This window comes from Flavobacterium sp. KACC 22763 (genome assembly GCF_028736155.1).
Lineage (GTDB): Bacteria > Bacteroidota > Bacteroidia > Flavobacteriales > Flavobacteriaceae > Flavobacterium.
Genome location: NZ_CP117879.1, coordinates 122,260 through 135,630, shown reverse-complemented (window position 1 = coordinate 135,630; position 13,371 = coordinate 122,260). Strand labels below are relative to the sequence as shown.

Annotated in this window: 16 protein-coding genes; 7 read left to right on the top strand and 9 right to left on the bottom strand. The window is 32.8% G+C overall.

The features are described 5' to 3' along the window. The first annotated feature begins 104 nt into the window (after positions 1-104). The 4 genes from PQ463_RS00575 (at position 105) to PQ463_RS00560 (ending at position 4,066) form a co-directional block, all read left to right on the top strand. The gene (locus PQ463_RS00575) at positions 105-1,883 is read left to right on the top strand and encodes an ABC transporter ATP-binding protein (RefSeq protein ID WP_274255814.1); all 1,779 of its coding nucleotides are present in this window, start codon (positions 105-107) and stop codon (positions 1,881-1,883) included. Positions 1,884-1,951: 68 nt separating this feature from the next. Beyond that, complete coding sequence (locus PQ463_RS00570; protein WP_008462177.1) at positions 1,952-2,320, top strand: PUR family DNA/RNA-binding protein; 369 nt, start codon at positions 1,952-1,954, stop codon at positions 2,318-2,320. A gap of 155 nt (positions 2,321-2,475) precedes the next feature. Beyond that, positions 2,476-3,306 carry an alpha/beta hydrolase gene (locus tag PQ463_RS00565; RefSeq protein ID WP_274255813.1) on the top strand — a complete coding sequence of 277 codons (831 nt, stop codon included), beginning with the start codon at positions 2,476-2,478 and terminating at the stop codon, positions 3,304-3,306. A 211-nt stretch (positions 3,307-3,517) separates the two neighbouring features. Further along, a complete protein-coding gene (locus PQ463_RS00560; protein ID WP_274255812.1) occupies positions 3,518-4,066 on the top strand; it encodes an RBBP9/YdeN family alpha/beta hydrolase in 549 nt (182 codons plus the stop codon). 79 nt (positions 4,067-4,145) lie between these two features. Here the strand turns inward: PQ463_RS00560 and PQ463_RS00555 are convergent, their stop codons facing one another. Beyond that, positions 4,146-4,481, bottom strand: coding sequence for a tRNA-binding protein (locus tag PQ463_RS00555; protein ID WP_095931381.1), 336 nt, complete (start codon positions 4,479-4,481; stop codon positions 4,146-4,148). Positions 4,482-4,610: 129 nt separating this feature from the next. Between PQ463_RS00555 and PQ463_RS00550 the strand changes: the two genes are divergently transcribed. From PQ463_RS00550 to PQ463_RS00540, 3 genes are all read left to right on the top strand, one after another. Then, complete coding sequence (locus PQ463_RS00550; protein WP_274255811.1) at positions 4,611-5,504, top strand: alpha/beta fold hydrolase; 894 nt, start codon at positions 4,611-4,613, stop codon at positions 5,502-5,504. Between the two features lie 127 nt (positions 5,505-5,631). Continuing rightward, complete coding sequence (locus PQ463_RS00545; protein ID WP_274255810.1) at positions 5,632-6,186, top strand: thioredoxin family protein; 555 nt, start codon at positions 5,632-5,634, stop codon at positions 6,184-6,186. Between the two features lie 380 nt (positions 6,187-6,566). Continuing rightward, a complete protein-coding gene (locus tag PQ463_RS00540; RefSeq protein WP_095931379.1) occupies positions 6,567-6,962 on the top strand; it encodes a GreA/GreB family elongation factor in 396 nt (131 codons plus the stop codon). A gap of 106 nt (positions 6,963-7,068) precedes the next feature. Here the strand turns inward: PQ463_RS00540 and PQ463_RS00535 are convergent, their stop codons facing one another. From PQ463_RS00535 to tnpA, 8 genes are all read right to left on the bottom strand, one after another. Further along, on the bottom strand, positions 7,069-7,374 hold the full coding sequence (locus tag PQ463_RS00535; RefSeq protein ID WP_111377894.1) for a cytochrome c: 306 nt from the start codon (positions 7,372-7,374) through the stop codon (positions 7,069-7,071). Between the two features lie 104 nt (positions 7,375-7,478). Next, positions 7,479-8,411 (bottom strand): peptidylprolyl isomerase, encoded by a 933-nt coding sequence (locus PQ463_RS00530; protein ID WP_274255809.1) that lies wholly within the window; start codon positions 8,409-8,411, stop codon positions 7,479-7,481. Between the two features lie 42 nt (positions 8,412-8,453). Beyond that, entirely contained in the window at positions 8,454-9,608 is a 1,155-nt protein-coding gene (locus PQ463_RS00525) for an MFS transporter (RefSeq protein WP_274255808.1), read from the bottom strand. Between the two features lie 208 nt (positions 9,609-9,816). Further along, positions 9,817-10,158 carry a cupin domain-containing protein gene (locus PQ463_RS00520; protein ID WP_111377891.1) on the bottom strand — a complete coding sequence of 114 codons (342 nt, stop codon included), beginning with the start codon at positions 10,156-10,158 and terminating at the stop codon, positions 9,817-9,819. Between the two features lie 7 nt (positions 10,159-10,165). Beyond that, complete coding sequence (locus tag PQ463_RS00515) at positions 10,166-11,056, bottom strand: archaemetzincin family Zn-dependent metalloprotease (protein WP_274255807.1); 891 nt, start codon at positions 11,054-11,056, stop codon at positions 10,166-10,168. A gap of 27 nt (positions 11,057-11,083) precedes the next feature. After that, a complete protein-coding gene (locus PQ463_RS00510; protein ID WP_274255806.1) occupies positions 11,084-11,956 on the bottom strand; it encodes a sugar phosphate isomerase/epimerase family protein in 873 nt (290 codons plus the stop codon). Between the two features lie 32 nt (positions 11,957-11,988). Then, the gene (locus PQ463_RS00505; RefSeq protein WP_274255805.1) at positions 11,989-12,525 is read right to left on the bottom strand and encodes an NADPH-dependent FMN reductase; all 537 of its coding nucleotides are present in this window, start codon (positions 12,523-12,525) and stop codon (positions 11,989-11,991) included. A gap of 17 nt (positions 12,526-12,542) precedes the next feature. Next, a complete protein-coding gene (tnpA, locus tag PQ463_RS00500) occupies positions 12,543-13,004 on the bottom strand; it encodes an IS200/IS605 family transposase (RefSeq protein ID WP_274255804.1) in 462 nt (153 codons plus the stop codon). Positions 13,005-13,371 lie beyond the last annotated feature (367 nt).

Below are 13,371 nucleotides of genomic sequence, written 5' to 3'. Positions count from 1 at the left end.
CAATTTTACAATATAATTGTTTTGATTAAATCGCAAATTATTATAATTTTATTTAATAATAATTCTTAAATTCAAATCAATTCAATATCATATTTCTTAAAAAAATGAAAGAATTAAGCTATTTAAACAAATATTTCATCAAATATAAATACAGTTTTTCACTTGGAATTTTAATCACTATAATCGCACAAATATTTTCTTTATTTACTCCAAAACTGATTAGCAAGTCTTTAAATGCTATTGAGAATTTTGATAAATTATCTGCTGCAGAGCAAAAATCAGAAATAGTAATTGCAACTTTTCGTCAGGATCTCATTCATAATGTGCTACTTATCATCGGAACTACTATCGTTGCTGGTTTTTTAACATTTTTAATGCGTCAGACTTTAATTGTAATGTCGCGCCATATTGAATTTGATTTAAAAAATGAAGTTTTCAGACAATATGAGAATCTTTCACAGAATTTCTACAAACAAAACCGAACAGGAGACTTAATGAACCGTATTAGTGAAGACGTTTCAAAAGTACGAATGTATGTTGGGCCAGCTGTAATGTATACTATAAATACAGCTATCCGTTTTGCCATCGTTATATTATATATGTATAATGTATCGCCACGGCTTACCTTATATACCATACTACCTTTACCTATTCTTTCGTATTGTATTTTTAAATTAAGTTCAGAAATTAATAAACGAAGCACCACGTTCCAGCAATATCTTTCTAAAGTGTCGAGTTTTACTCAGGAAATCTTTTCAGGAATTCGAGTTATAAAAGCGTATTCTTTAGAAAATCAGCATCAAAATAATATGGTTGATTTGGCAGAAGAGAGCAAACGTAAAAGTTTAAGTCTTGCAAGAGTACAATCTTTATTTGGACCTTTAATGATTGCTCTTATCGGAATCAGTAACTTGGTTGTAATATATTTTGGAGGTGTAATGTATATTAACGGAAGCATTCCTAATATTGGAACCATTGCTGAGTTTATATTATATGTAAATATGCTGACGTGGCCGGTTGCTTCTTTAGGATGGGTTTCTTCTATGGTTCAGGAAGCGGAAGCTTCTCAAAAACGTCTGAATGAATTCTTGAAAATCGAACCAGAAATCAAAAACAACAACGAAAACACTTCAGAAATTCAAGGAAATATCTCTTTCGAAAATGTTTCTTTTACTTATGATGATACTAATATAGAAGCGTTAAAAAATGTTTCTTTTACAGTAAAAAAAGGAGAAACATTGGCAATTCTCGGAAAAACTGGCTCGGGGAAATCGACTATTCTTTCTTTGATTTCGAGATTGTATGATGTAACCGAAGGAGAAGTTAAAATTGATCAACATGAAATCAGCACTTTAAATTTAAATGATCTTCGTAATAATATCGGAATTGTGCCTCAGGATGCTTTCTTATTTTCTGACACGATTAAAAACAATATCAAATTCGGAAATCAGAATGCAACTGATGAAGAAGTAATCGAAGCTGCTAAAAATGCTGTTGTTCATGATAATATTATTGCCTTTAACAAACAGTATGACACCGTTTTAGGAGAAAGAGGAATTACACTTTCAGGAGGACAGAAACAGCGTGTTTCTATAGCAAGAGCCATTATTAAAAACCCTGCAATTTTACTTTTTGACGATTGTTTGTCTGCCGTTGATACTGAAACTGAAGAAATGATTTTGAATAATTTATTCGAAATTTCTAAAGACAAAACAACTATAATTGTGAGCCATCGAGTATCATCTGCCAAGAATGCAGATAAAATTATTATACTCGAAGATGGTAAGATAATTCAACAAGGTTCTCATAATCAATTAATAAATCAAGAAGGTTATTATGCATCGTTATATTTAAAACAACTTTCGGAAAAAGAATTACTTTAATTGTTGCGTAATAGATAATTTTTTATGATTTTTGAGTACTATTAATTCCAAAAATGATAGAACGTATTATGAGAGAAAATGACATGTTAGAAAAAGAAGAGATTTTTTCTAAAGTATTACGCGCAGGAAGAAGAACTTATTTCTTTGATGTGAGAGCTACCAAAGCTGATGATTATTATATCACGATTACAGAAAGCAAAAAATTTACTGAAGAAGATGGTTCTTTTCACTTCAAAAAACACAAAATCTATTTATACAAAGAAGATTTTAGTGCTTTCTCCGAAATATTAGAAGAAATGACTTCTTATGTTTTAAACCACAAAGGCGAAGAAGTAATTTCTGAAAGACACCAAAAAGATTTTAAAAAAGAATACAGCTCTGAAAAGACTGAAAGCCAAAGATCTAGTTTTACAGATATTGATTTTGACGATATTTAATCTAAAATCATCTACATAAAGTAGAAGTCCAATTTGTTATGCATTTTGGACTTTTTTTATATATTTATGTTTCGAGATGTGAATTGTAAAATGTGAGACGTACGATTCATGCACTTTTTACTTCAAATAATTTTACAAATTACATTTTACTTCTAATGAAAAAATTAATTATTCTTCTAAGTTTCTTCTTCTTTGGATTTTCTCTTTCTGCACAGAATATAGAGTATGAAACGAAAAACAATATCCAATATTATAGTACGGCTGTAAATAAATCTGATAAATACATCAACGAAAGATGTGTTTTGGATATTTACTATCCCAAAAACAAAACCGGATTCGCAACAATCGTTTGGTTTCACGGCGGCGGATTAACTGGCGGAAACAAAGAAATCCCAGAAGCTTTAAAAAATAAAGGTTTTGCAATTATTGGAGTAAATTATAGATTGTCGCCAAAAGCAAAAGCAGAAAAGGCTATTGAAGACGCTGCAGCAGCTGTTGCTTGGACTTTCAACAACATTGCAAATTATGGAGGCGATAAATCCTTAATTTTTGTTTCTGGACATTCAGCTGGAGGATATTTAGGAATGATGATTGGTTTGGATAAAAAATATCTTCAAAAAGAAAACATTGATGCCAACCAAATTGCGGGGCTTATTCCGTTTAGCGGGCAATGCATTACGCATTTCGAAATTAGACGAGAAAACGGAATTCCCGAAAAACAGCCAACAATTGACCAATTTGCTCCTTTATATCACGTTCGTGTCGATGCTCCGCCAATGTTATTAATTACTGGAGATCGTGAACTAGAAATGCTTGGGCGTTATGAAGAAAACGCATATATGGCCAGAATGATGAAACTGGTTGGACATACACAGACTAAATTATATGAATTGGACGGTTACGGTCACGGAATGACAGAACCTGGTTTTCCGCTTTTAGTTAATGAAATAAACCGAATTTTAAAAGAACGCAATAAAAAACTATAAGTTTAATATAAATTAAAAAATCAAACACATAGAAAGATAGTTTTAAAAAAAAGAAGCAAAGAGTAAATAGAGAAACACATTTCTCACGCATAGCTAATGTTTACTAAACAAAGCATAGCGCCTTTTTTAGTCTATAAAATCTATATCTCTATGTGTTAAATTAATTGCGCTGAGTAAATAAAATAAATCACTAAATAAAAATTCCACGGCAATGGAGACACAACTATTAATTATACCAGGACTTGGAGATTCTGGAGAGAAACACTGGCAAACCTTTTGGCATAAAAAATTCGAAAACTCAATTCGCGTTGTCCAAGACAATTGGGACGAACCAATTCGTGAAGAATGGCTTGAGAGATTAAATGAAAACATCTTAAAACTTGACAAACCCACTATTTTAGTGGCACACAGTTTGGCTGTTTCATTGGTTTTGCATTGGGCAGAAAAATACAATAATCCGAATATTATTGGGGCTTTATTAGTCGCTCCTGCTGATGTTGATTCACCTCAGCATACACCTGAATGCATAAGAAATTTTTCTCCAATTCCGCTTTATAAATTACCTTTTCCTTCGGTAGTAGTAGCGAGCGAAAATGATCCTTATGCTTCTTTTGAAAGAAAAAAACTCTTCGCTGAAAAATGGGGAAGTGATTTTGTAAATATTGGTCAGCAAGGACACATTAACTCTGATTCTGATTTAAAGTATTGGGAAGAGGGACAATTGATATTACAGAAGTTAATCGATAATATTAAAGAGTAGTCAGTGTTCAGGTTTTGAGTGTTCAGTTTACTAAAGTTTAATCATCATTACTGAACACTAAAAACCTGAACACTGAACACTAACCTATACGTAATCCATTAGGAATCTTAAAATCAGGAGCCAACAAAATCACATCTCCTTCCTCTCCTACCGCTCCTAAAACAAGGCATTCACTCATAAATTTTCCGATTTGCTTTCTTGGGAAATTTACAACTGCCACAATCTGACGATTAACTAAATCTTCCTTCTGATATCTTTTAGTAATTTGTGCAGATGATTTTCTAATTCCGATTTCTGAACCAAAATCAATTGTTAGTTGATAAGCTGGTTTTCTTGCTTCAGGAAAATCATTCACTTCTATAATTGTTCCAACGCGCATATCAGTGCGTTCAAATTCGTTCCAGGTTAAATCCATTTTTAAATTGTATTATTTACAAACCTATAAATTTTGTAATTAATGCGCCTAATTCTATAACCTTTTTCTTTTTCTTAAATCTAATTTTACGAGAAGAAAACGAAAAACACTCACGAAAAAAGATATAACATGGAACATATTGAACCAAATGCATGCATGTCAATTAAAGATTTTGAATCTAATTTAAAACAGGTTCACACAGATAAATACATAGAAACTGCTCAAAATGTAAGGCTTTATGTGAAGGATTACGGTCAAGGAAAACCAGTAATTCTAATTCACGGCTGGCCACTTTCGAATGAAATGTGGGAATATCAGATTGATCATCTAGTGCAAAACAATTGTCGTGTAATTGCCTATGACCGACGTGGCTTCGGAAAATCTTCTCAGCCTTGGGATGGTTACGATTATGATACTTTGACAGATGACCTTAAAGAAATTATCGAACAATTAGAATTAGAAGACGTAACTCTTGTCGGTTTTTCAATGGGCGGTGGCGAAGTAGTTCGTTATTTCAGTCGTCATGGCGGAAAAAATGTTATTAAAGCAGCTTTAATTTCATCAATTATTCCGTTTCTTTTAAAGACTCACGACAATCCTGACGGCCATCCAAAAGAGAAAAGCGAGAATACTGCAGCAGCAATCAAAGAAGACCGAATTGGTTTTGTAGACAATTTCGGAAAAACGTTTTTTGGCATAAACATTATCAATAAACCAATCAGCACTCCATTATTAGAATATTACAGAAACTTATGTTCTGTGGCTTCTCCAAGAGCTACTTTAAAATGTGCAGAATCTTTTTCTTATACTGATTTCAGGGACGAATTGGATTTCATAAAAGTTCCAACCTTGATTATTCATGGCGACGACGACAAAATTGTACCTATTGATCTTACTTCTAGAAAAGCGGCAAAATCAATTGCTAATAATACTTATATCGAATATGAAGGAGCGCCTCATGGTTTATTTTATACCGATAGAGAAAAACTAAATGAAGACTTATTGGAGTTTTTGAATTCATAAAAATTTAAAACAGTACCCAAAGAAGCAAGCTGAAAAGGCTAACTGCTTTCTTTGGGTATTTTTTATTCTTGTGCGCTTTTATTTACAGATTTTTAAAGCTATTTTTGAGAATCAAATTTCAGATAAAATGGCACGAACAGAATCAACAATGCTTCCTTTAGGAACAATTGCACCTGATTTTTATTTAAAAGACACCAACTCGAATAATACTTTTTCTTTTGAAGATTTAAAAGGTTCGAAAGGCACTTTGGTTATGTTCATATGCAACCATTGTCCGTTTGTGCATCATGTTATTAAAGAAATTGTAATGATTGCCAATGATTATCGCGTTCAGGGATTAGGAGTAATCGCGATTTCGAGCAATGACGTTGTCAAATACCCTGAAGACAGTCCAGAATTAATGACTGACTTTGCTATGGAAAACAAAATTGACTTTCCGTACTTGTATGATGAAAGCCAAGAAACGGCAAAAGCATATCAGGCAGCATGCACGCCAGACTTTTATTTATTTGATAATCAAGACAAATTATTCTATCGCGGTCAGCTAGATGATTCAAGACCTGGCAACGGAATTCCCCTTAGCGGAAGCGATCTGAGAGGCGCTATAGATGCCTTAATTTACAACAGAAGTTTAAAAGAACCACAGAAACCAAGTTTAGGTTGTGGCATTAAATGGAAGTAAAACCTCACTAAATTCAAAAAGATTACGTATCTTTGCAGATCAATTTAATCCTCCTTATGGGAAATAAAACACCATTTACAGCTTCTATAAAGTCGTTTTGCGTAGCAAAACCGCTACCTGCTGTAATTATTTCACATAATAAGGCCTTTATTTTTTAGGCCTCCGTCTACTTCACTTTTCTTCTTTTTGACGGAGGATTTACATCAGCTTAAACATTTCTATTATTTGACAAAAATCAATTTTTGATCAGATATTTTTTTGTTTTTCAGATTAAACGTTTCGATTCTGCCTTTTAAAAAAGTCAGAGAAATTTTTACTTGTAAATTATTCGAAGGAGAAAAAATCATTTAAAATTTTATAACAATAAATTCAATATAGATATGAAACCAACACCCACTTTCTGTAAATCAGATTATCAATTTTTAAGAGAATTGATTTTAAAAAGTAAAAACTCAACAAATACTAAAGAAGCCAATCAGCTTTCGCAAGAATTAGATCGCGCTGTAATTAGTAAAGAAAGCGAATTAGACAGTTCGGTAATACGAATCAATTCATTTGTAACGATAGAAGATGTAAAAGCTAAGAAACAAATGAAAATTCAAATCGTTTTACCTTCTGCAGCAGATGTAAAACAATCTAAAATTTCAATTTTAGCACCTTTAAGTGTTGCTATTATTGGTTTTAAAGAAAATGACGAAGTGGATTGGGAATTACCTGCTGGAATCAAAACTTTAAAAGTAATCGCTGTAGATAATTCGGCGGTACATCATTCTTAAATTTTAAAACACCTCATTCTGTGACGGTGTTTTTTTTATATCTATTTGAAAATAAAAAAACTGTTCAATAGAACAGTTTTTTTATGCTTTTTTCTCAAACTCAAAATTACAATTGCGAATCAATATAGCTGGTAATTGAAGCCATTTGAGTTTCGTCTAATTTTGCTTTTTTACCCATTTTTACTAAAATCGGTGTCCATTCTGTTTTTGTATATGCTTTCGGTTCATAAAGCTTATGACATCTAGCACAGCTGTTCTCATAGAGGCTTTTACCTGCTGCCAATTCAGGTGTTAATTCTTTTGCTTTAATTTCCTTCTCAGCAGGAGCAGTTTCTGCAACAGCCGTTTTTTTAGTGCCACATGCCGCTGCAAACAACATGATAGCCATTAAACTTAAAATCGTTTTTTTCATTTCTTGGTTTTGTATTTTTTTAATTCAAGTAAATATAAAAAAATCCCATACGCCACGGCGCATGGGATTATTATTTAAAACAATACTAAATTGCTTTTAAACTCTTATTTTACGTCCATTAATTCAACGTCGAAAATTAAAACAGCGTTTGGTGGAATAACTCCTCCAGCACCAGACGGACCGTAAGCTAAATCAGATGGAATTACAAAACGAGCTTTGTCTCCAACTTGCAATAAAGCAATACCTTCGTCCCATCCTTCGATAACTTGTCCAATTCCTAATTTGAATTCGATTGGTTTTTTACGTGGGTAAGAAGAATCAAATACTTTTCCGTTATCTAGAGATCCTTCGTAGTGAACAGAAACTGTTTTTCCAGCTTCAGCTTTCTTACCTTCTCCTTTTTGAATCATTTTATAACGTAAACCGCTTTCTGTTCTATCAAAACCAGCAGCTAATTGTTCCATTTTTGCTTCAGACTCTGCTTTTAAAGCTGCCTCACGTTTCATACGAGCACCTTTTAAACCAATGAAAGCTTCAATTGCATTCCATTTTTGAGCTTCTTCTCCAACTCTGATAATTTCAACAGACTCTAAATTGTCACCTTGAGCAACAGCATCAACAATATCTTGTCCTTCAACAACGTGTCCAAAAACACTGTGTTTGTTATCTAACCAAGGAGTTGGAACGTGAGTAATGAAGAATTGAGAACCATTACTTCCTGGACCAGAATTTGCCATTGATAAAACTCCTGGACGATCGTGTTTTAAGCTTGGGTGAAATTCATCATCAAATTTGTAACCTGGATCTCCAGTTCCAGTTCCTTTTGGACAACCACCTTGAATCATGAAATCTGCTATTACTCTATGGAAAGTTAATCCGTCATAGAACTTTTGTCCTTGAGGTTTCACTTTATTTTCCATATTTCCTTCTGCAAGAGCAACAAAGTTCCCTACAGTTCCCGGTGTCAAATCGTGTGTCAATTTTACTAAAATTGAACCTTTGCTAGTATTGAATTTAGCGTATATTCCGTTTTCCATGTTGTTATTTTTAATTTGAACGCAAATTTACAAATTAATTTTTTAATCAATTTGCGCTTTTGCTTTTTTAGATTTTGATTTATATGTGAATCCGTACACTGTTAATGACAATAATGATAAGACCATACAGCCAATTGTTACATACTGCCATCCACCCATTTTCCATAACAACAAACCGTATGCCGATCCCGCTGCTGTTCCTAAAAATGTCAGTGACATAAATACGGTATTCAATCTGTTTCTTGCTTCTGGCAATAACGAATAAACTCTAGTTTGATTAGAAATGTGAACACCTTGAATTCCGATATCAATAAACACAATTCCGATTGCGATTCCGATTACACTTTCTATTGAAAAATAAAAAATCAAAAAGCTGATTAAAACCAATAAAATACCATAACCAACTGCAATTCTAGAGTTTCCTTTATCTCCCAATTTCCCAACAAGAGGTGCTGCTAAAGCTCCAGACGCACCAACGATTCCGAATAAACCAATTGTTGCACTATTAAAATCGAAAGGTTTTCCAGAAAGCAAAAGCACCATTGTGGTCCAAAATGCTCCGAATTGAGCAAAACTGAAAACATTGATTGCGGTTGCTTCGCGCAAAACGGGCTGTGTTTTTATAAGCGTAAACAGTGACTGGATCAGTTGTCCGTAAGTTCCTTGAAATTGTGGTTTGTTCTGTGGAAATTTGCTCTGAATTACAAAAAAGATCAAAAGACAAATTCCTGCTGCGATATAAAACATGGATCTCCAGCCCAGAACCTGACCGATAAATCCGCTTAATGTTCGCGAAAGCAAAATCCCGACCAAAAGTCCGCTCATAATAGTTCCAACAACTTTTCCTCTTTGTTCGGGCGCGCTCAAAGAAGCGGCCAAAGGCAATATAAGCTGCGGTACTATTGAAGTGATTCCGATAAGTAGGGAAGCAATTTGTAAAACAAGAAAACTTTTGGCTGTTGCCGCAATTAATAAGGCAATTACAGTAGCAAAAGTAGTCATCAAAATTTGCCTTTTTCGTTCTATTTTATCGCCAAGCGGCACCATAAAAAACAATCCGATAGCATAACCCGCCTGAGTAAGATAGGTTATCGTTCCGGCACTCTCTTCTGGAATTTTAAATTCGTTGGCAATTAAAACAATCAAAGGCTGGCAGTAATAAAGATTTGCAACTATAAGACCAGTGCAAACTGCCATAAACAGTACATTAGTTTTAGATAAATTCATGCTGCAAAAATACCACCTATATTTAAGCTAAACTATAATTTAAGTTTTTTTTAAAATTAAATCTACTTAGATCCGCGTTTTCGCGATAGCGAATCCGTCTAATCCGTGTCTGTTCTTAGAACGCGGATAATGCAGATTCGCTATCTCGAAAACGCAGATTTTTACTGATTTTTTATTTTTAATATTGTAAAAAATCTTCTCGTGCAGGACTGAAAACATCTGTCAGCATGCCCGTTTCCAAACATACAACTCCATGAACAGCGTGAGGCGGAATATAAAAACTATCGCCTTCTTTTAGAGTCTGGGTTACTCCGCTGATTGTAACATCAAATTTTCCGCTTGCAATGTATGTAACTTGAGAATGATAATGATCGTGCAAAGTACCAATTCCGCCTTTTTCAAAATGAACGTTTACCAACATTACTCTTTCATCAAAAGCCAAAATCTTACGCTTAATTCCTTCACCGACTACTTCCCACTCGATTTCGTCTCCTTTTATAAATTCTTTACTTGTTGCCATTTTCTATTTATTTTTTAATTGATTTAAGATCTTTTTCCATTAGCATTAATCCTTCATCAAGATTATTTTCTTTAAAGTATTCTTTAAGCTCTTTCAATCGTTTTACATTATCATAATTAAACCCTGAATTTAATTTTCTTTGACAGAGAGAACACAATCTAATAGAATGTGAATCTGTTTCTATCATACTATTTGTACCATTCATAACACAACTGGCTTCAATACAATGATGTAGACCAAACATATGCCCTATTTCATGCGAACAAATTTTCAGCAATCGTTCTAAACCTAAATTAAAATCGGCTTCTTTTTGCATTCTATACATAGAACTTACTGCGATTTTATCTCTATAAGATGCCAATCCAAAAACATAATTCCATTCGGGTTTTGGATACAAATCTTTTTCAGTTATTGCCATTAAAGCAATTCTTTTATTAGGTTTTTCTTCTTTTAAAACATCGGTCAAAATATATCCAGCTAAAAACTGTTCTTGCCCAACGTCTCCCATCCGTCTGGCATGATTTGGAATAATCTCATTTGAAACATTTTCTAAAACCTTAGTTTCCAACTGAAAAAATATTTGCAGATACTGACGAACTAATTCAATTTGTTTTATTTGCATTGAATTGAACTTTCCTATAGGCTGCAAATAAATAATGTTTTCTTCTTTTGTTGGAACAACATGTTTAGTTCTAACAAATTGTTCGAAACTTTGTCCGTTTTCTTTATGAGAAAACAACCAATCACCATAGGCGGGTTTCCCAAGTTTAACATCATTAATTTTAATATCTATGAAATAAGGTTGAGGCGGTAAAATTTGCTGCGGAACTGGCGGTGGCTTTAAATTTGTCTTTTCTTTTTTATTAGATTGACAAGACAAAAGAATTACAAATACCAATAAAAGAAGTTTCTTCATGAACAGGAATTAGACTAAATTTTTCGAAATAAAACCACAGCTCATTTTTATCGATTCAAAAGAATTTGAAGCAAAATTATTTTCCTGTTCTACAAAAAAATGAATCATTCCTGATTGTTTTGCTGCCGCGAAGAAAGGTTTAAAATCGATTGTTCCCGAACCAACTTCAGTATTTAAATCATTATTTTTCTTGTCTTTATCTTTTACATGCCACATTTTGAAACGGCCTGGATTTTCTTTGAAAAGTTTTAATGGATCATTTCCAGAATGAATTACCCAATATAAATCCAATTCAAAATAAACCAAATCTTTATCAGTTTCCTTTAATAAAATTTCGTAGCCTGTAACGCCATCATGTTTTTGAAACTCAAAATCATGATTATGATAAGCCAGTTTCAAGCCTGCTTTTTTGCACATTTTTGCAGCTTCGTTTACACGCGCTGCAATCTTTTTATAATCTTCGATATTTCTTCTAAAAGGTTCATCGACCCACGGAATAACCAAAAATTCATTATTTAGAATCTTTGCGGCTTCAATAGAAGCGACTAATTCTGTAGTATTTCCGTCATATAAGAAACTTCCAAGATTGTAATGCCCGCTAACTGCTTTTAGTCCGTTTTCATCCAGAATCTTTTTTAATTCTTGAGGCGTTAATCCCCAAAACTGATCTTTGATTGAAAAACCGTATGTCTCGACAGTGGTATAGCCTGCTTTTGCTACTTTTTCTAAAGTTCCTTTTACATCTTTAGGAAATTCATCGCGAAGCGTATACAGCTGTAAACCTATTTCTTTTTTATTCATAGAAAGTGCAAATGATGGTGAAGCCAAAACTGCAGTTGCAGCAAGACCTGTGGTTACGATAAAGTTTCTTCTGCTAATCATTTGAATGATTTAAATTTCAGAAAGTAAATATATTATAAAAATTGATTCTTAAAGTTTTCTGCAAAGTTTTGAAGTGCATTTGCAGTTTCTTCCGAAACGATTTCTCCTTCAGCGTTAACTTTTCCTCGTACTCCTTGAATTAAAAGTTGTGTTGCATCATCAAATTTAGCCTCGATTGTTTTCATTACCAACAAAAGCTGTTCGTGTCCCATTTCGCCAGAAGCTGAAGCTGTAATTAGACCTGTCTTTTTATTTGAAAAAATAGTGGTTGAAACGCACCACTCTAAAGCATTTTTCAAACTTCCAGGAAGACTAAACACATATTCGGGCGTGCAAATGATAACGCCATTAGCATTTATAATTTTATTTCTAAATAAAGTGATTTCTTGGGGAGGATTATCTGTATCTAAATCTGGATTAAAATGCGGAAGACGTTCTAAATCTTCAAAAAACTCTACTTCAAATTCAGGTTTTAAGCAATTTGAAATGTATTTCAGAATTTTAAAGTTACTAGAATTACTTCTTGTACTTCCAGATATAGCAAGGATTTTTATTTTTGGTGAAGTCATATTCAGATTAAAGAATATTAAATTAATTCCTTAAAAATAAACTTTTCATCATAATCGACTTCAAATTTTTCAAGAAAGTTAATGTATTCCTCCCTAAATGTTTTCTTTTTATGATGTTGTTCTTGATTTTCGATATAAGCGATAACAGCGTTTAATTGAGATTTGCTATATGAAAATGCTCCATATCCTTCTTGCCACTCAAAATGATTATTCGCAAATTTATTTTCATTTATCCATTTTGATGAATTTTGTTTTACACTTTTCATCAATTCCGAGATAGACTGCACAGGTCTTATTCCGATCAAAATATGAATATGATCTGAAACTCCTTTTATAGCCAAAAGTTTATGATTGTTATTTTTTATGATGCCTGAAATATACTTAAACAATTCATCTTTCCAATTTTTGTGAATCATCGCCCTTCTATATTTTACAGCGAAAACAAAATGAATATGAATTTGTGTATATGTATTTGCCATGATGTAGTCCCTACGGGACATTAATCCTTTTACTATTTTTTTTTCTACCGATATTTTATTCCTAGCGGAATATTTTTATGCCGCACAAATATAACTAAAAAAAGAAAGAATTATCTTTCTTTTTTTTGATTATGTTCTAAATTAAAATATCCTGTCAAGAACAAAATATCGATAACATAATAAAATAATATCATCCTAAAAAATCCGACATATCTAGTTCCATTGGGAACAAAATATCAACAAATTTTGAAAGCATGAATGGAACATGTTCCGTTAGGAACGAAATATCGCTAGAAAATATTCATGAAAAAGAGCACAAGTTCCGTCAGGAACAAAATATCGGTAGCACAAAAAAATCAATCACGTC